The organism is Paracoccus sp. 228 (genome assembly GCF_000967825.1).
GTDB lineage: Bacteria > Pseudomonadota > Alphaproteobacteria > Rhodobacterales > Rhodobacteraceae > Paracoccus > Paracoccus marcusii.
The window spans coordinates 96,099-113,708 of sequence record NZ_JYGY01000003.1 but is presented as its reverse complement, the minus strand read 5'-3'; the positions used below and the strand labels follow the sequence as shown (position 1 = coordinate 113,708).

The 17,610-nt window shown below is 66.5% G+C and carries 15 protein-coding genes; 8 read left to right on the top strand and 7 right to left on the bottom strand.

All coding sequences use genetic code 11. The features are described 5' to 3' along the window. Positions 1-7: 7 nt before the first annotated feature. From petB to SY26_RS10210, 6 genes are all read right to left on the bottom strand, one after another. On the bottom strand, positions 8-1,348 hold the full coding sequence (petB, locus tag SY26_RS10235) for a cytochrome b (protein ID WP_045982685.1): 1,341 nt from the start codon (positions 1,346-1,348) through the stop codon (positions 8-10). 11 nt (positions 1,349-1,359) lie between these two features. After that, positions 1,360-1,923, bottom strand: a complete 564-nt coding sequence (gene petA, locus SY26_RS10230) for a ubiquinol-cytochrome c reductase iron-sulfur subunit (protein WP_045982684.1) — start codon at positions 1,921-1,923, stop codon at positions 1,360-1,362. A gap of 178 nt (positions 1,924-2,101) precedes the next feature. Then, entirely contained in the window at positions 2,102-2,860 is a 759-nt protein-coding gene (gene radC, locus SY26_RS10225; protein WP_045982683.1) for a DNA repair protein RadC, read from the bottom strand. Positions 2,861-2,902: 42 nt separating this feature from the next. Next, positions 2,903-4,066 carry a molecular chaperone DnaJ gene (dnaJ, locus tag SY26_RS10220; RefSeq protein WP_046000444.1) on the bottom strand — a complete coding sequence of 388 codons (1,164 nt, stop codon included), beginning with the start codon at positions 4,064-4,066 and terminating at the stop codon, positions 2,903-2,905. Positions 4,067-4,149: 83 nt separating this feature from the next. Next, positions 4,150-6,066: a molecular chaperone DnaK gene (dnaK, locus tag SY26_RS10215; RefSeq protein WP_046000443.1), complete on the bottom strand. Its 1,917-nt coding sequence runs from the start codon at positions 6,064-6,066 to the stop codon at positions 4,150-4,152. Between the two features lie 193 nt (positions 6,067-6,259). Beyond that, positions 6,260-7,081 carry an ABC transporter permease gene (locus tag SY26_RS10210; protein ID WP_045982680.1) on the bottom strand — a complete coding sequence of 274 codons (822 nt, stop codon included), beginning with the start codon at positions 7,079-7,081 and terminating at the stop codon, positions 6,260-6,262. 123 nt (positions 7,082-7,204) lie between these two features. Between SY26_RS10210 and cysQ the strand changes: the two genes are divergently transcribed. From cysQ to SY26_RS10170, 8 genes are all read left to right on the top strand, one after another. Next, positions 7,205-8,002, top strand: coding sequence for a 3'(2'),5'-bisphosphate nucleotidase CysQ (cysQ, locus tag SY26_RS10205; protein ID WP_045982679.1), 798 nt, complete (start codon positions 7,205-7,207; stop codon positions 8,000-8,002). A 2-nt stretch (positions 8,003-8,004) separates the two neighbouring features. Next, on the top strand, positions 8,005-8,805 hold the full coding sequence (locus SY26_RS10200; RefSeq protein ID WP_046000442.1) for a 3-deoxy-manno-octulosonate cytidylyltransferase: 801 nt from the start codon (positions 8,005-8,007) through the stop codon (positions 8,803-8,805). 176 nt (positions 8,806-8,981) lie between these two features. Next, entirely contained in the window at positions 8,982-9,878 is an 897-nt protein-coding gene (locus SY26_RS10195; RefSeq protein WP_045982677.1) for a UTP--glucose-1-phosphate uridylyltransferase, read from the top strand. Between the two features lie 3 nt (positions 9,879-9,881). Further along, positions 9,882-10,868 carry a UDP-glucose 4-epimerase GalE gene (gene galE / locus SY26_RS10190; protein WP_046000441.1) on the top strand — a complete coding sequence of 329 codons (987 nt, stop codon included), beginning with the start codon at positions 9,882-9,884 and terminating at the stop codon, positions 10,866-10,868. Then, positions 10,865-11,887, top strand: a complete 1,023-nt coding sequence (locus tag SY26_RS10185) for a glycosyltransferase family 2 protein (protein WP_232303316.1) — start codon at positions 10,865-10,867, stop codon at positions 11,885-11,887. Before galE ends, SY26_RS10185 begins: the two co-directional genes overlap by 4 nt. A 103-nt stretch (positions 11,888-11,990) precedes the next feature. Further along, entirely contained in the window at positions 11,991-13,010 is a 1,020-nt protein-coding gene (locus SY26_RS10180; RefSeq protein WP_045982691.1) for a glycosyltransferase family 2 protein, read from the top strand. Beyond that, a complete protein-coding gene (locus SY26_RS10175; RefSeq protein WP_046000440.1) occupies positions 13,007-14,710 on the top strand; it encodes a beta-1,6-N-acetylglucosaminyltransferase in 1,704 nt (567 codons plus the stop codon). The genes SY26_RS10180 and SY26_RS10175 overlap by 4 nt, the downstream gene beginning before the upstream one ends. Further along, complete coding sequence (locus tag SY26_RS10170) at positions 14,707-16,098, top strand: hypothetical protein (protein WP_046000439.1); 1,392 nt, start codon at positions 14,707-14,709, stop codon at positions 16,096-16,098. The genes SY26_RS10175 and SY26_RS10170 overlap by 4 nt, the downstream gene beginning before the upstream one ends. A gap of 28 nt (positions 16,099-16,126) precedes the next feature. Here SY26_RS10170 and SY26_RS10165 read toward each other — a convergent pair whose 3' ends face one another. Next, positions 16,127-17,515, bottom strand: a complete 1,389-nt coding sequence (locus SY26_RS10165; protein ID WP_046000438.1) for a phosphomannomutase/phosphoglucomutase — start codon at positions 17,513-17,515, stop codon at positions 16,127-16,129. Between the last annotated feature and the right edge of the window lie 95 nt (positions 17,516-17,610).

Sequence of the window (17,610 nt, the reverse complement as noted above, 5' to 3'; positions counted from 1 at the left end):
GGTCCTCTCATTCGGCCGGCTGCGTCAGGCTGGTTCCACCAACCTTGGGCGCGTAGTGTTCGTTGAAGTCTTCCTCGATCGTGGCGGGCATGGGCTCCGGCTTCTCGATCACGCCCAGCAGCGGCAGGATCACCAGGAAGTAGCCGAACCAGTAGGCCGCGGCAGCCAGCGCGATGTAGGGATAGGGCCCCTCGGTGGGCATGGCGCCGACCCAGGTTAGGACGACGAAGTCGACCGCCAGCAGCCAGAACCACCACTTGAACTGCGGACGATAGCGGCCCGAGCGCACGCGGCTGGTGTCCAGCCAGGGCGCCAGGCCCATCACCACGATGGCGCCGAACATCGCCAGCACGCCGAAGAACTTGGCGTCGACGATGCCGAAGGTCACGAACTGGACCAGCTGGACCAGCCACACCTCGGCGTCGAAGGCGCGCAGGATCGCGTAGAAGGGCAGGAAGTACCATTCGGGCACGATATGCGCGGGCGTGGCCAGCGCGTTGGCCTCGATGTAGTTGTCCGGGTGGCCCAGGTAGTTGGGCATGAAGCCCACGATCGCGAAGAACACGGCCAGGATGACGGCCAGCGCGAACAGGTCCTTGATGACGAAGTAGGGCCAGAAGGGCAGGGTGTCCTTGGCGGCCTCCTCCTTGCTGGTGCGACGCACCTCGATGCCGGTCGGGTTGTTGTTGCCCGTGGTGTGGAAGGCCCACACGTGGACGATGACCAGGCCCGCGATGATGAAGGGCAGCAGGTAGTGCAGCGAGAAGAAGCGGTTCAGCGTCGCGTTGCCGACCGCGGGTCCGCCCAGCAGCCAGGTCTGCAGCGTTTCACCCACGCCCGGAATGGCGCCGAACAGGCCTGTGATCACGGTCGCGCCCCAGAAGGACATCTGACCCCAGGGCAGCACGTAGCCCATGAAGGCGGTGGCCATCATCAGCAGGTAGATCAGCATGCCGATGATCCAGGTGACCTCGCGCGGGGCCTTGTAGCTGCCGTAGTAGAGGCCGCGGAAGATGTGCAGGTATACGGCCACGAAGAACAGCGACGCGCCGTTCATGTGGATGTAGCGCAGCATGTAGCCGCCGTTGACGTTGCGCATGATGTGCTCGACGCTGGCGAAGGCCATGTCGACATGCGGGGTATAGTGCATCACCAGGACGATGCCCGTGACGATCTGCAGCACCAGGCAGAAGACCAGCACGATCCCCCAGATCCACATCCAGTTCAGGTTCTTGGGCGTGGGGATCATCAGCGTGTCGTAAAGCACGCCGGCGACGGGCAGGCGGCGGTGAAGCCAGCGTTCGAAGCCCGACTTGGGCTCGTAATGGTCGTGCGGAATTCCGGCCATGATAACCCTCCTTAACCCAGCTGAATGGTGGTGTCGTTCACGAACGACGCCAGCGGAATATGCATGTTCTGCGGCGCGGGCCCGCGACGGATGCGGCCTGCGGTGTCGTAATGGCTGCCGTGGCAGGGGCAGAACCAGCCGCCGAAATCGCCCGCGCCGTCACCGATGGGCACGCAGCCCAGATGGGTGCAGACGCCGATCTGGACCAGCCATTCGCCGGTCTCGTCCAGCGCGCGGTTCGCATCGGTGGCGGGCGATCCGTCGGCCAGGTTGGGGTTCTGGGCGTTCTGGTCGGGCAGCTCGCTCAGCTCGACCGCACGTCCGGCCTCGATCTCCTCGGGGGTCCGGCGGCGGATGAACACGGGCTTGCCCAGGAACAGCACGGTGATCTGCGACCCGGCGGCGACGCCGCTGACATCGACCTGGATCGAGGCCAGCGCCTGCACGTCGGCCGAGGGGTTCATCTGATTCACAAGGGTCCAGGCGGCGGCACCGGCGGCCACCGTGCCTGCGCCCGCCGTGGCATAATAGAGGAAATCCCTCCGGGTGCCTACGTGGTCATCTGCGTGGGACACGGGTCATACTCCAATTCGGGCCGTCAATGCAGGCCGATACGACATTCCGGGCCGCGTCCGAAACGCAGCCTTCGCGGGGCGGTTCTAGCCCTCAATTCCTCGTCAGTCCAGATGATAAGCCGTCGCGGCCCGTTGCAATTCGCCGCATCGGGCACAAATGCTGCACCCCCCGCGGGGATCAGAGCAGGCCCTCGGACCGGAACGACAGTTCGCGCGACTTGCCGATGATCAGGTGGTCGTGGATGGTGATTCCCATGCTTTCCGCGGCCTGCCCGATGCGTGCCGTCATGGCGATGTCGCTGTCCGAGGGCGTCGGATCGCCCGAGGGATGGTTGTGGACCAGGATCAGCGCCGAGGCGTTCAACTCCAGCGCGCGGCGGATGATCTCGCGCGGATAGACGGGGACGTGGTCCACCGTGCCGCGCGACTGCTCCTCGTCCGCGATCAGGACGTTCTTGCGGTCCAGGTACAGCACGCGGAACTGCTCGATCTCGCGATGCGCCATCGCGGTGTGGCAGTAATCCAGCAGCGACTGCCAGCTGGACAGGACCGGGCGGTGCATGATGCGGGCGCGGGCCATGCGCTGCGCCGCGGCCTCGACGATCTTCAGTTCGGTGACGACCGCGGGGCCGACACCGTCGACCGCCTGCAGCCGGGCGGGCGGCGCGGTGACCACGCGGTTGAAATCGCCGAAGGTCTCGATCAGGCGGCGGGCCAGCGGTTTGACGTCCTGGCGCGGGATGGCGCGGAACAGCACCAGCTCCAAAAGCTCGTAATCGGGCATCGCGGTCGCGCCGCCCTGCAGGAACCGTTCGCGCAGCCTTGCCCGGTGATCGGCCAGATAGGAGGGTGCGGCCTTGGTGGCCGGCACCACGTCATCCGCGGCGGGGCTGAACAGGGGCAGGGGCATTTCGCCAAAGGAACGATTCGGGTCCATGTGCGGAACATGAACCCGAATCGGTAAAGGAACGGTTAACCCTTAACGGGTCATCCCTTCCCAGAACCCCTTCACCTTGTCGAAGAAGCTGTCCGATTGCGGGCTGTTGTCGGCCTTCTCGGCCCCGAACTCTCGCAGCAGCTCCCGCTGGCGGGGCGTCAGGTTGACCGGCGTCTCGACGGTCAGCTCGATCAGCATGTCGCCGAAATCGCCCTGCGCGCCGGGGCCGTGGCGCAGGGGCGGCATGCCCTTGCCGCGCAGGCGCATCTGCCGACCCGTCTGGCTGCCGGCGGCGACCTTGACGCGGGCGCGCCCGCCGTCGATGGTCGGCACCTCGACCTCGCCGCCCAGGGCGGCGGTGGCCATGCTGACCGGCACCTGGCAGGCCAGCGTCTTGCCGTCGCGCAGGAAGATCGCGTGGTCCTGGACCTCGATGAAGATGTACAGATCCCCGGCAGGACCGCCACGCAGCCCCGCCTCGCCCTCTCCGGCCAGCCGGATGCGGGTGCCGGTCTCGACACCGGCGGGAATGTTCACCGACAGCGCGCGATCGCGTTCCATCCGGCCCGCACCGTGGCAGGCCTTGCACGGGTTCTTGACGATCTGGCCCGCGCCGCCGCAGGTCGGGCAGGTGCGCTCGACGGTGAAGAAGCCCTGCTGGGCGCGGACTTTGCCCATGCCTGCGCAGGTCGGACAGGCGGCGGGCTGGGACGCGCCCTCGGCCCCAGTGCCGTCGCATTCGCCGCAGGCGACCGAGCCGCGCACGGTGATCGGCTTTTGCACGCCGACATAGGCGTCCTCAAGGCTGACGCGCAGGTTGTAGCGCAGGTCCTGCCCGCGCTGCGCCCGGGCACGCCCGCCACCGCCACCGCCGCGACGGCCCATCATGTCGCCGAACAGATCCTCGAACACGTCGGCGAACGCCGCGCCGAAATCGCCCGGATGCTGGCCACGGCCACCGCCGCCGCCGCCCATGCCACCCTCGAAGGCGGCATGGCCGAAGCGGTCATAGGCGGCCTTCTTGGTGTCGTCCTTCAGGCAGTCATAGGCCTCGTTCGCTTCCTTGAAGCGGGCCTCGGCTGTCGCATCGTCCTGGTTGCGGTCGGGATGCAGCTCTTTGGCCTTGGTGCGGTATGCCTTCTTGATCTCGTCGGTCGAGGCCCCGCGCGTGACCCCGAGCACTTCGTAGTAACAACGCTTGCTCATGTGTCGTCCTGTTCAGCTGTCCCCATGAAACAGGCCGGCCCGCGGGAAAGGCGGGCCGGCCCGGTCAGGGGATGCGGCCCCGATCAGCCGCGCTTCTTGTCGTCGCCCAGATCTTCGAAATCGGCGTCCACGATGTCGTCGTCGACATCACGCGGAGTGTCGCGGTCCGACGGATCGGAGTCCTCGGCGCTCTGCTGGTTCTTGTAGATCGCCTCGCCCAGGCGCATGGACGCGTCCATGACGTTCTGGATGCCCGACCGGATCTTGCCCGGGTCCTCGGACTTCAGCGATTCCTCCAGCGCGCCGATGGCCAGCTCGATCGCCTCGACAGTCGAGGCGTCGACCTTGTCGCCATGCTCGGACAGCGACTTGTTGGTCGAGTGGATCAGGCTTTCAGCCTGGTTCTTCGCCTCGACCAGCTCGCGGCGGGTCTTGTCGGATTCGGCGTTCGCCTCGGCATCCTTGACCATCCGCTCGATGTCCTCGTCGGACAGACCGCCCGAGGCCGCGATGGTGATGGTCTGCTCCTTGCCGGTGCCCTTGTCTTTGGCGGCCACCGACACGATGCCGTTGGCGTCGATGTCGAAGGTCACCTCGATCTGCGGCATGCCGCGCGGCGCGGGCGGGATGTGCTCCAGGTTGAACTGGCCCAGCATCTTGTTGTCCGCGGCCATCTCTCGCTCGCCTTGGAACACGCGGATCGTCACGGCGCCCTGGTTGTCCTCGGCGGTCGAGAAGATCTGGCTCTTCTTGGTCGGGATGGTCGTGTTGCGGTCGATCAGGCGGGTGAACACGCCACCCAGCGTCTCGATGCCCAGCGACAGCGGCGTCACGTCCAGCAGCACGACGTCCTTGACGTCACCCTGCAGCACGCCGGCCTGGATGGCGGCGCCAAGGGCCACGACCTCGTCGGGGTTCACGCCCTTGTGGGGCTCCTTGCCGAAGAACTCGGTGACCTCGGCCACGACCTTGGGCATGCGAGTCATGCCGCCGACCAGGACGACCTCGTCGATGTCGCCCTTGGAGCAGCCGGCATCCTTCAGCGCGTCCTGGACGGGCTTCATGGTGCGCTTGATCAGGTCCGCGACCAGGCTTTCCAGCTTGGAGCGGGTCAGCTTGACGACCAGGTGCAGCGGGGTGCCGCTGTTCTTGTCCATCGAGATGAACGGCTGGTTGATCTCGGTCTGGCTGGAGGAGGACAGCTCGATCTTGGCCTTTTCCGCGGCTTCCTTCAGGCGCTGCAGGGCCATCTTGTCCTTGGACAGATCGACGCCGTGTTCCTTTTTGAACTCGTCAGCCAGATAGTTCACGATCCGCATGTCGAAGTCTTCGCCACCCAGGAAGGTGTCGCCGTTCGTGGACTTCACCTCGAACAGGCCGTCGTCGATCTCCAGGATGGTGATGTCGAAGGTACCGCCGCCAAGGTCATAGACCGCGATCGTCTTGGTTTCCTTCTTGTCCAGACCATAGGCCAGCGCGGCCGCGGTCGGCTCGTTGATGATGCGCAGCACTTCCAGGCCGGCGATCTTGCCGGCGTCCTTGGTGGCCTGGCGCTGGGCGTCGTTGAAATAGGCCGGAACGGTGATCACGGCTTGGGTCACGGTCTCGCCCAGATAGGATTCGGCGGTCTCCTTCATCTTCTGAAGGATCATCGCGCTGACCTGCGCGGGGGAGTACTTCTCACCCTGCACCTCGACCCAGGCGTCGCCGTTGCCACCATCCGCGATGGTGTAGGGGACCATCTTGCGGTCCTTCTCGACGGCCTCGTCGCCCATGCGGCGCCCGATCAGGCGTTTCACGGCAAAGACGGTGTTGGTCGGGTTGGTCACGGCCTGGCGCTTGGCAGGCTGGCCGACCAGGCGTTCACCGTCCTTGAAACCCACGATCGAGGGCGTGGTGCGCGCGCCTTCGCTGTTCTCGATGACCTTCGGCTGGCTGCCGTCCATGATGGCGACGCAGCTGTTGGTGGTGCCGAGGTCGATGCCGATGACTTTTGACATATGTGTTTAACCTTCTCTTGCGGCGATATCTTGGACTGCGGGTCCGTTGCGGCCCCCGAGGCCCGATCCCTTGACGAACGGGCCGGAACCTCCGGACCGCTTCGGGGGTGTATATAGGGATGCAATTCAGCCCCGCAAGCACTGCCGCAGCGCAAAATCGGTGGTTTGGGCCCGCGAAACCGGGGCCATGACGCTACTGCGCGGCGCTCCAGCTGATGGATTCGTACTTGCGGGTCGTGAAGTTGATCAGCAGCCCCACCATCAGCGCCGCGATCGCGAACCACAGGGGGTAGAACAGCATCGTGCGATGGGGCGAATAGTTGATGAACAGGAAGCCGCGTTCCTGGTCGATCAGGTGGAACAGCGGGTTCCACGCGAACCACGGCAGGATGAAGCTGGGAATCATGTTGGCAACGAAGAACTTGCCCGACGCGAACATGTTCACGCGCTGATAGACCATCGTCAGCACCTTGCAGGCCTGCGGGGACCAGGGGCGGATGCCCAGGAAGATCAGCCCGATCGCGCAGCCGGTGAACCAGGACACCACGAACAGCGACCCGGCGCCGACAGGGTCCTCGATCGTGATCGGCTGGAAGACCATGTGGTAGACCGACAGGATCACCAGGCAGCTGATCGTCTGGCGGTACAGCACCGCCAGCGCCGCCCCCGAGATCAGCACCGCCGCGTTCAGGGGTTCGTGCTTGATGATGCCCGACGACACCGAATGGCTGCCCGCGACCGCGCCCACGGCCTGCACGTGCAGCATGAAGATGAAGATCCCCGACATGATGTAGAGCAGGAAATCCCCGCGGATCTGCGACCCGCCGATGCCGATCAGCGTGTACATGCCCAGAAACACCACGACGAAGACGACGCTTTGCATCATGGTCATGACCAGGCCCAGCACCGCGTTGCGGTGTTCGGTGCGCAGGTTGTACACCGTCTGGTGATAGATCAGCGCGAAGGTGGTGAAGGCGGCCTGGAACAGGTTCCGGTTCTGGCGCTGCTTGAACAAGGGCGGTGCTCCGTCACTGGCGGCCCGGCGCTTGCCGATGGACCCGCCGCACATCATAAGAGGCGCAGCACCCCCGCACAATCGGGCAGCGGCCGCAGGCCTCTGGCAGGGAAAGGAAAGTGAATGCAATTCGACCGACTGATCACCGAAATGCGGCGCCTGGCCCTGCAGGCCGGCGACCGGATCATGCAGATCTATGAGGCCGACGATTTCGATGTCCGCGCCAAGTCCGATGATTCGCCCGTCACCGCCGCGGACGAGGCCGCCGATGCGCTGATCTCGGCCGGGCTGCGCGAGGCGTTCCCGGACACGCCCCTGGTGACCGAGGAGCAGGCCGACACCCACGGCCAGAGCCTGCGCACCTTCCTGATCGTGGACCCGCTGGACGGGACCAAGGAGTTCGTCCAGCGCCGCGGCGATTTCACCGTCAACATCGCCTATGTCCAGGACGGCGTGCCGGTGCGCGGCATCGTCTACGCCCCCGCCAAGGGGCGGCTGTTCTACACCACCGCCGACGGGCGGTCCGTCGAGGAGACGGGCCCCTTCGGGGACGCGCCCGGAGAGACCCGCCCGATCGGCGTGAACCCGATGCCCGACAACCGCGGCCTGATGGTCGTCGCCTCCAAGTCGCATCGCGACGCGGCGACCGACGCCTATATCGACCGCTACGGCGTGCGCGACATGACCAGCGCGGGCAGTTCGCTGAAGTTCTGCCTGGTCGCCACGGGCGAGGCTGACCTGTATCCGCGCTTGGGCCGGACGATGGAATGGGACACCGCCGCGGGCGACGCCGTCCTGCGCGGCGCCGGCGGAGAGGTCGTGCGGTTCGACGACCACAGCCCCCTGGCCTATGGCAAGCCGGGGTTCGAGAACCCGTTCTTCATCGCCTATGCGCCGGGCGTCCTGCTGGTGAAGGAGTGACCATGTCGGTCGTCATCGTCATTCCCGCCCGTTTCGCCTCGACCCGCTATCCGGGCAAGCCGCTGGTCGAACTGCGCGGCGCGGGGGGGCAGGCGCGCAGCCTGATCCGGCGCAGCTGGGACGCGGCCGTCGGCGTGCGCGGGATCGACCGCGTGATCGTGGCCACCGACGACGACCGCATCCGCGACCACGCCCTGGCCTTCGGCGCGGAGGTGGCGATGACCAGCCCCGACTGCCGCAACGGCACCGAGCGCTGCGCCGAGGCGGTGGCGACCCTGGGCCTGGCCCCCGAGATCGTGGTGAACCTGCAGGGCGACGCGCCGCTGACGCCTGCCTGGTTCGTCGAGGATCTGGTCGCCGGCCTGCGCGCCGATCCCGACGCGCAGGTGGCGACGCCTGTCCTGCGCTGCACCGGGGCGATGCGGGCCGACCTGATCGCGGATCGCCATGCGGGGCGCGTGGGCGGGACGACGGCGGTTTTCGGCCATGAGGGCCGTGCGCTGTACTTTTCCAAGGAGGTTATCCCCTTTGTTCCGGGCGACGTGGCCCCCGATGCGCCCAGCCCGGTCTTTCATCACGTGGGCGTCTATGCCTATCGCCCGGCGGCGCTGGCCGAATATGCCACCTGGCCCGAAGGCGCCCTGGAACGGCTGGAGGGACTGGAACAGCTGCGTTTTCTGGAACGCGGCCGCCATGTGCGCTGCGTCGAGGTCGAGGCACGCGGTCGGCAATTCTGGGAACTAAACAACCCTCAGGATGTTCCGCGTCTGGAGCAGATGATGCAGGACATGGCGATGATGTGATCGCCTGCCCCGCAGCGTTTGATCTTTGTGAATTTGCAGCGAATTCTCGACATTTGCTTGGCGACAAGCTGCCGAGAGCCTAACCTGCCCATTGAAGTCAATGTCGCTGCTGCACTAGGCATCGACGCCATTGCGGCGGGGACTGGTCCCGCCGAGCCATACAAAAGGTATCCGTCATGGGTCGCAAGGTTACAAAAGCCATCTTTCCGGTCGCCGGACTGGGAACACGATTCCTGCCCACCACCAAGAGCATCCCCAAGGAAATGCTGTCGCTGGTCGACAAGCCACTGATTCAATACGCCATCGACGAGGCGCGCGCGGCAGGCATCAAGGAATTCATCTTCGTGACCTCGCGCGGGAAGGGCTCGCTTGAGGACTACTTCGACCACGCGCACGAGCTGGAATCCAGCCTGAAGAAGGCCGGCAAGACCGAGCTGCTGGAGATTTTGCGCGCGACGAACATGGATTCGGGCGCCATCGCCTATATCCGCCAGCACAAGGCCCTGGGCCTGGGCCATGCGGTCTGGTGCGCCCGTCGCCTGCTGTCGGATGACGAGCCCTTTGCGGTCGTGCTGACCGACGACGTCATCCAGGGCGAGCCCCCCTGCCTGCAGCAGATGATCGAGGCTTATGGCGAGACCGGCGGCAGCATGGTCGCCACGATGGAGGTCGCGCCCGAAAAGGCCAAGGCCTATGGCGTTCTGGACGTGGCCGAGGACATGGGCGCGATCGTGCGCGCCAAGGGCATGGTCGAAAAGCCCGCCACCGGCACGCAGCCGTCGAACCTGGCGGTGATCGGCCGCTATATCCTGGCGCCGACGGTCATGAAGAACCTCAACAAGCTGAAGCAGGGCGCCGGTGGCGAGATCCAGCTGACCGACGCCATCGCCGAGGAGATCCAGGCGGGCCGCGACGTGTTCGGCCTGCGCTTCCGCGGCCAGCGTTTCGATTGCGGTTCCAAGGCAGGCTTCCTGCAGGCGACAGTGGCCTTCGGCCTGGAGCGCGACGAGCTGAAGGACGAGTTCGCAGAGTACCTGCACGAGGTGATGTCCATGCGCCGGGCGGCCGAATAATCCATGTCGGATACGGTTCTGGTGACGGGCGGCGCGGGCTATATCGGCTCGCACGCCTGCAAGGCACTGGCGGCGGCGGGGTTCACCCCCGTCACGCTGGACAATTTCTCCACCGGCTGGCGCGATGCGGTCAAGTTCGGTCCGGTGGTCGAGGCCGACCTGATGGACCGTGCCGCCCTTGACGCGGCCTTCGCCGAACATCGGCCCGTGGCAGTGCTGCATTTCGCGGCCCTGTCCCAGGTCGGAGAGGCGATGGCCGAACCCGGCCTCTACTGGCGCAACAACGTCGCGGGATCGCTGAACCTGATTGAGGCCGCAGTGGCCGCGGGCTGTCTGGATTTCGTCTTCAGCTCGACCTGCGCGACCTATGGTGACCGCGACGGCGAGATCCTGGACGAGGACACCCCGCAGGCGCCATTGAATGCCTATGGCGCCTCCAAGCGCGCGATCGAGGACATGCTGACGGATTTCGGCGCGGCCCACGGCCTGCGTTCTGTGATCTTCCGGTATTTCAACGTCGCGGGCGCCGATCCCGACGGGCAGGTCGGCGAATTCCACCGCCCCGAAACGCATCTGATCCCGCTGATCCTGGATGCGGTCGATGGCAAGCGCGCGGCGCTGACCATCCACGGCACTGACTATCCCACCGCCGACGGCACCTGCATCCGCGACTATGTCCATGTGATGGACCTGGTCGATGCGCATGTGAAGGGTCTGGAATGGCTGCAGGCGGGACGCGCAAGCCGGGTCTTCTGCCTGGGCACCGGAGACGGATTCTCGGTCCGCGAGGTGGTGGACGCGACGCGCTCGATCACCAACCGCGAAGTGCCGATGCTGGACGGCCCGCGCCGGGGCGGCGACGCGGTCAAGCTGGTCTGCGGCAGCACGCGTGCCAAGGCCGAACTGGGCTGGTCGCCCGACCGATCGACCATGCCCCAGATGATCGCGGATGCCTGGCGCTGGCATCAGACGGGCGATTACAGGCAGTGACACCGCGCGCGGCGTTGCAGGCCTATCGCCTGCGCTGGAAACGCCGCGAACTGATCTGGCGCGCCCTCAGGGCGCGCCATCTGCTGCAGCCGGTCGCCGACCGTACCGCCGCCATCCGCCCCGCCGACATCCTGGCCGTGACCACCCTGCGCAACGAGATCGCGCATCTGCCGGGGTTTCTGGACCATTATCGCCGCTTGGGCGTCGCGCATTTCCTGATCGTCGACAATGCCGGCACGGACGGGTCGGACCGGTTTCTGGCCGTCCAGCCCGACGTGTCGCTGTGGCGTTGCGACGCCAGCTATCGCGAAGCGCGGTTCGGGCTGGATTGGGCCTGCGCGCTGCTGTGGCGGTTCGGGCGGGGGCATTGGTGCGCGACCGTCGATGCCGATGAGCTGCTGGTCTATCCCCATCACGACACCCGGCCGCTGCCCGATCTGACGGCCCATCTGGACCGGATCGGGCAGCCGGGGCTGGGGGCGGTGATGCTGGACCTGTATCCGTCGGGGCCGCTGGGCACCGCCGATGCGCCGCCGGAGGCGCCGCTGACACGGCGCCTGCCCTGGTTCGACGCGGGGCCGTGGCGGTCCAGCCGGGCGATGCCGCGCCAAAACCTGTGGTTGCAGGGCGGTGTCCGCGACCGTGTTTTCTTTGCCGATGCCCCGCGGCGCGCGCCGACGATGAATAAGCTGCCGCTGATGCGCTGGACCGGGCGGGCCGTCTATGTCAACTCGACCCATTCGATCCTGCCGCCCCGGCTGAACCTGATCTATGACGGGCCGGGCGATGAACGGCTGTCGGGCGCGCTGCTGCACGGCAAGTTCCTGCCCGACATCGTCGCCAAGTCGCATGAGGAACTGGGCCGGCGCCAGCATTTTGCGGACCCCGATGCCTATGCCGCCTATCACCGCGCGGTGGCGGCCGGGCCGCGGCTGCACGGGCCGGAATCGGTGCGATTCACGGGGTGGCGGCAGCTTGTCGACTTTGGCCTGATGGGCACAGGCGACTGGCCGCGTTGACCAAAGCGCTGAATGGGCTTGCCAAAACGGGGTGTCCTGCACATTGCTAGGGCATGACGTCGCGCCGCACATCTTCTGCCGATCGCCGGTCCGCGTGATGCGCATGGGCCGGTTCCCGATCCCCGACCGCCTACGGCGCAGGGCCGAACGGCAGTACCTGATCGCGCGCGCGTTCAACCGGCGGCGGGCCCTGCGGCCCGTGGTCAACCGCACCGCCCAGATCCGCAAGAACGACATCCTCGCCCTGGTGACGATGCGCAACGAACGGGTGCGGCTGCCGTTCTTTCTGAACTATTACCGCAACCTGGGCGTGAATCACTTTCTGTTCGTGAATAACGACAGCGACGACGGCAGCGGCAATTATCTGGCAGAACAGCCCGACGTGTCGCTGTGGTGGACCAATGCCGGCTACAAGCGGTCGCGGTTCGGGATGGACTGGATCAACCGGCTTCTGGCGAAGTACGGCCACGGGCATTGGTGCCTGACTGTCGATCCGGACGAGTTCCTGATCTATCCGCATTGCGATTCGCGCCCGCTGCCCGCCCTGACCGACTGGCTGGAGGCCTCGGGGCGGCGCAGCTTTCCGGCCATGCTGCTGGACATGTACCCCCGCGGCCATATCGAGGACGAACCTTATGCCGAGGGGACGGACCCGTTCACCATCGCCCGATGGTTCGATCCGGCGAACTACACGATCAGCAAGAACCCCTATTACGGCAACCTGTGGATCCAGGGCGGTCCGCGCACGCGCAAGTTCTTCACTGCCGAACCCTTGTCCGGACCGGCGCTGAACAAGACCCCGCTGGTCAGGTGGGACTGGCGCTATGCCTATGTCAGTTCGACCCACATGCTGCTGCCCCGCCATCTGAACATGGTCTATGACGAGGCCGGCGGAGAGATGGCATCGGGCTGCCTGCTGCACGCCAAGTTCCTGTCCACCTTCGCCGACAAGTCCGCCGAGGAGCTGGACCGTCGCCAGCATTATGCCAACAGCAAGGAATACAAGGCGTATCACGCCGGGCTGCGCGGCGGCACCGACCTGTGGTGCAGCGAATCGCGCGAATACGCCGACTGGCGCCAGCTGGAGGATCTGGGGCTGATCTCCCGGGGGAACTGGGCATGACGGGCCCGGTGGAGGTGCGCCGCGTCAGGCTGGGAGTGGTGCTTCTGTGCCATGCGCGCCTGGACGTGGCGGCCCACATGGCGCGGATCTGGGTCCAGGGCGGCGCACGGGTGGCGATCCATGTCGATGCCAAGGCCTCGGCCCGGTCGGTGGCGCGGATGCGGGTCGAACTGTCCGACCTTCCCGGCATCGTCTGGTCGCGGCGCCACACCTGCGACTGGGGCCGCTTCAGCCTGGTGCGCGCCACCCAGGATGCGGCGCGGCTGCTGCTGGACAGCTTTTCCGACGTCACCCATGTCTATCTGGCATCCGGGGCCTGCCTGCCGCTGCGCCCGGTGCGCGACCTGACGGCGTTCCTGGCGCAGGACCCCGACCGCGACCATATCGAAAGCGTCAGTGCGCTGGACGTCGGCTGGACCGTCGGCGGGCTGAACGAGGAACGCTTTACCCTGTTCTATCCGCTAGACTGGCGCAGGCGGCGCTGGCTGTTCGACCGCCTGACCGAGTGGCAGCGCCGTCTGGGCATCCGCCGCAGGCTGCCCAAGGGGCTGACCCCGCATCTGGGCGCGCAATGGTGGTGCCTGACGGTGACGACGCTGCGCGCGATCTTGGACGATCCGCGCCGGGCCGAGTTCGACCGCTATTTCCGCATGGTCTGGATCCCGGACGAAAGCTATTTCCAGACGCTGGCGCGGCGCCACGCGACCCGCATCGAAAGCCATTCGCTGACCCTGGCCAAGTTCGACCATGACGGCAGGCCCTATCAGCTCTACGACGACCACGCCCTGATGCTGGAGGAGTCGCGCTGTTTCGTGGCGCGCAAGGTCTGGCCCGAGGCCGCGCATCTTCTGGCGCATTTCCCGCGTCCGGCCGGTGCCCGCCCCGATCTGTCCGCGCCCCAGCCCCAACGGATCGAACGCCTGATCAACCGGACGGTGCGCCGCCGCCTGCTGGGGCGGCCCGGCCTCTACATGCAGTCGCGCTTTCCGCGCAAGGATGCCGAGAACGGCAAGACTTCGGCCCCCTATGCGATGTTCCAGGGCTTTTCCGACATCTTTCCCGGCTTCGAGGGGTGGCTGTCCGCGCAGGTCGACGCCGATGTCCACGGCCACCTGCTGGGGCCCGAGACGGTGGAATTCGGCGGCCGCCCGCAGATCGGGCCGGGGGCGATCTCGTCCAGCACGCTGATCCGCGACCGCGACCCGCACGGGTTCCTGACCGCGCTGATCCGCATCACCACGCGAATGCAGGTGTTCCAGTTCAGCCCGCGCGACAACCAAGCGCTGAATTGGTTCATCGCCACGGACCCGAACGCCCATATCCATGTGGTCACCGGGGCCTGGATGCTGCCGCTGCTGCGATCGGACATGCCCTTTGACGACATCCGCCGGGTCACGGCCCTGCTTCAGCGGGCCGAGATCGCGCAGATGGACGTGCTGAATTCGGTCTGGGTCAAGGCCCGCGTGCATGTCCATGAACTGTCCGATTTCCTGGCCCGCCCCCAGGAGATGCTGTTCCAGTCCCTGGCCCAGCTGCCGCGCCTGGCGGACGCGCCCACCGACATGCCGCAGATGCGCGACCTGCACGGGCTGCCCGAGCTGCTGCGGCGGCTGCGCAATTCCGGGCTGCGTCCGCGCATGTTCGGCGACGGCCTGCCCATGCCGGATATCCCCCTTCCCGAAAGGACCGCCGCCGAATGACCGTTCCGTTCCGCCGCTTCGTCATCTTCGCCGAGATGCGCACGGGCTCGAACCTGCTGGAGGCGACGCTGAACGCGCTGCGGGGCGTCACCTGCTTTGGCGAGGCGTTCAACCCCTACATGATGGGCTGGCCCGACAAGGACGAATTGCAGGGCGTCACCCGCGCCCAGCGCGAGGCCGACCCGATGGTCCTGCTGGACAGGCTGTTCGACCGGCCCGGCCATCTGCCGGGCTTCCGCTATTTCCACGATCACGATCCGCGGGTCTTCGACGCGATCATGCATGACCCCGAATGCGCCAAGATCGTGCTGACCCGCAACCCGCTGGACAGCTATGTCTCGACCCAGCTTGCGCGCGAGACGAACCAGTGGAAGCTGAACGAGACGGAGACTCCGATCCCCGCCGCGATCACCTATGACGGGCCAGAGTTCCGCGACACCATCGCGGCTGTCGAACGGTTTCAGCTGCGCGTTATGCACCGGTTGCAGGTGACCGGGCAGACCGCCTTCTGGCTGGGATACGAGGACCTGCGCGACCCCGAGGTGATGACCGGGCTGGTCCACTGGCTGGGCCGCACCGACATCGCACGGGTCGAACCCGCCAGCGACCAGGTGCCCCAGAACCCTCGCGAACTGGCCGACAAGGTCCGCAATTTCGACGAGATGCAGGCGGACCTGGCGCAGATCGACCCGTTCATGCTGCGCCGCATCCCGAATTTCGAACCGCGTCGTGGCCCCTCCGTGCCCAGCTTTTCCGCGGTCGAGGCGGGGCAGGGGCTGATCTTCATGCCGGTCCGCTGCGGGCCGGGGGATGCGGTGCGCGACTGGATGGCGACACTGGGCGCGGTGTCGGGCGATTTCACCCAGACCAGCCTGCGCCAGTGGAAACGCCAGCATCCCGGCCATCGCAGCTTTGCGGTGCTGCGCCACCCGCTGCACCGGGCCTGGACGGCGTTCCGGCAGCTGCTGACCGACAGCCGCCCCGAACTGCGTCAGCTGATGCGCGACGTCCATCGGGTGGCGCTGCCGCCGGACGCGGCATTGGCGGGGATGGATCGTCAGGCGCAGCTGGAGCTGTTTGCACAGTTCCTGGCCTTCCTGAAACGCAACCTGAACGGCCAGACCACGCTGCCCACCCATGCCGGTTGGGCCAGCCAGTCCGAGGTGATCGCCGGGTTCAGCCGGGTGGCCAGCCCCGACATGCTGATCCGCGAGGATCGCATCGCCGACGAACTGCCCACGCTGGCCCGCGCGGCAGGGATCGACGACGCGCGCCTGGGGGGGCTGAAGGTTCAGCCGAGGCCCGATTTCCTGCGCGACAAGGCCCTGCTGCAAGCCGCGCGTCAGGCGTACCTGCGCGACTACATCGCCTTCGGGTTTTCGGACTAGCGGGCGGGCCTTTCGGCCCGCCAGCCCGTCACGCCTTGAGCAGCGCCGCCAGTTCGGCCTGCTTTTCGCGCACCAGCGCCGCGTCGCCGTCGGATTCGACGTTCAGGCGCACCACCGGTTCGGTGTTCGACTTGCGCAGGTTGAACCGCCACTTGCCAAAGTTCAGCGACACCCCGTCCAGGTCGTCCCGGCTGTCGGCCTGCGGCTCGTAGGTTTCGATCAGGCGCGCGATGGCCGCATCCGGGTCCGAGATGGTGTAGTTCGTCTCTCCGGACGACGGATACAGGCGCATCCGCTCTTCCAGCATCTCGGCCAGGGTCATGCCCTTGCGCGACAGCAGTTCGATCATCAGCAGCCACGGGATCATGCCGCTGTCGCAATAGTAGAAGTCGCGGAAATAGTGATGCGCCGACATCTCTCCGCCATAGATCGCGCTGACATCGCGCATCTTGCGCTTGATGAAGGCATGGCCGGTCTTGGACACCACGGCCTCGCCGCCGGCCTCTTCGATCATGGCGCGGGTGTTCATGATCACGCGGGGGTCATGGACGATCTTCTCGCCGGGCGACTTCTCCAGGAATGCCGCGCCCAGCAGGCCCACGATGTATTCCCCGGGAATAAAGCGCCCGTTCTCGTCGAAGAAGAAGCAGCGGTCGAAATCGCCGTCCCAGGCCACGCCCAGGTCGGCCTTTTCTTCCTTCATCCGCGCGACGGTGGGGGGCTGGTTCTCGTCCAGCAGGGGGTTGGGGATGCCGTTGGGAAAGGTGCTGTCGACGTTGTGGTGCATCCGAACGAAGGTCAGCGGCGCGCCCCGACGCTCCAGCTCCTCGGCGATCGCGTCGAAGGTCGGGCCTGCGGTGCCGTTGCCGGCATTCACCACGATCTTCATCGGGCGCAGCGCGGCGACGTCGACGAAATCGGCCATGCGCGATGCGTATTCGGCGCGGGCATGGCTGAAATCGGTGACGCTGCCCTTGGTGGTGGGGGCGAATTCGCCGTTGGTGGCCAGATCGACGATGGGCGGCAGTTCGGTCGCTGGGTCCAGCGGCGCCGAGCCGCGACCCACGATCTTCATGCCGTTGTAGTTGATCGGGTTGTGCGAGGCCGTGACCTCGATGCCGCCATCGGTGTCCTGGTTGCCGGTGTGGAAATACACCTCCTCGGTGCCGGCCAGGCCCAGGTCCAGCACGTCGGCGCCGCCGTCGGTCAGGCCCTCGATCAGCGCCGCGGCCAGTTCGGGCGAGGATTCGCGGCTGTCGCGACCCACGACGACGCGCTTGGCGCCGCGCGCCTGCGCAAAGGCGCGACCGATGCGATAGGCGACGTCCGCATCCAGGTTCTTGCCCAGCTCTCCGCGCACGTCATACGCCTTGAAGCAGGTGATCTCGCGCTTGCCCAGCTGATCGCGATTGTCCATGAAGTCCTCCGGTTCCTGTTTGCATCAGCGCTAACAGGTTCAAACCGTTTTTCAAGGCCGCCGGGGCCGGATTGGTTCCCTCGGACCTTGGGATC

Bases quoted from the DNA above. Each gene is read 5' to 3' on its own strand.
- dnaK (WP_046000443.1), bottom strand. From the start codon at position 6,066: ATGTCAAAAGTCATCGGCATCGACCTCGGCACCACCAACAGCTGCGTC.
- SY26_RS10180 (WP_045982691.1), top strand. From the start codon at position 11,991: ATGGGCCGGTTCCCGATCCCCGACCGCCTACGGCGCAGGGCCGAACGG.
- cysQ (WP_045982679.1), top strand. From the start codon at position 7,205: ATGCAATTCGACCGACTGATCACCGAAATGCGGCGCCTGGCCCTGCAG.
- petB (WP_045982685.1), bottom strand. From the start codon at position 1,348: ATGGCCGGAATTCCGCACGACCATTACGAGCCCAAGTCGGGCTTCGAA.
- dnaJ (WP_046000444.1), bottom strand. From the start codon at position 4,066: ATGAGCAAGCGTTGTTACTACGAAGTGCTCGGGGTCACGCGCGGGGCC.
- SY26_RS10165 (WP_046000438.1), bottom strand. From the start codon at position 17,515: ATGGACAATCGCGATCAGCTGGGCAAGCGCGAGATCACCTGCTTCAAG.
- SY26_RS10170 (WP_046000439.1), top strand. From the start codon at position 14,707: ATGACCGTTCCGTTCCGCCGCTTCGTCATCTTCGCCGAGATGCGCACG.
- SY26_RS10200 (WP_046000442.1), top strand. From the start codon at position 8,005: ATGTCGGTCGTCATCGTCATTCCCGCCCGTTTCGCCTCGACCCGCTAT.
- radC (WP_045982683.1), bottom strand. From the start codon at position 2,860: ATGGACCCGAATCGTTCCTTTGGCGAAATGCCCCTGCCCCTGTTCAGC.
- galE (WP_046000441.1), top strand. From the start codon at position 9,882: ATGTCGGATACGGTTCTGGTGACGGGCGGCGCGGGCTATATCGGCTCG.
- SY26_RS10175 (WP_046000440.1), top strand. From the start codon at position 13,007: ATGACGGGCCCGGTGGAGGTGCGCCGCGTCAGGCTGGGAGTGGTGCTT.
- SY26_RS10195 (WP_045982677.1), top strand. From the start codon at position 8,982: ATGGGTCGCAAGGTTACAAAAGCCATCTTTCCGGTCGCCGGACTGGGA.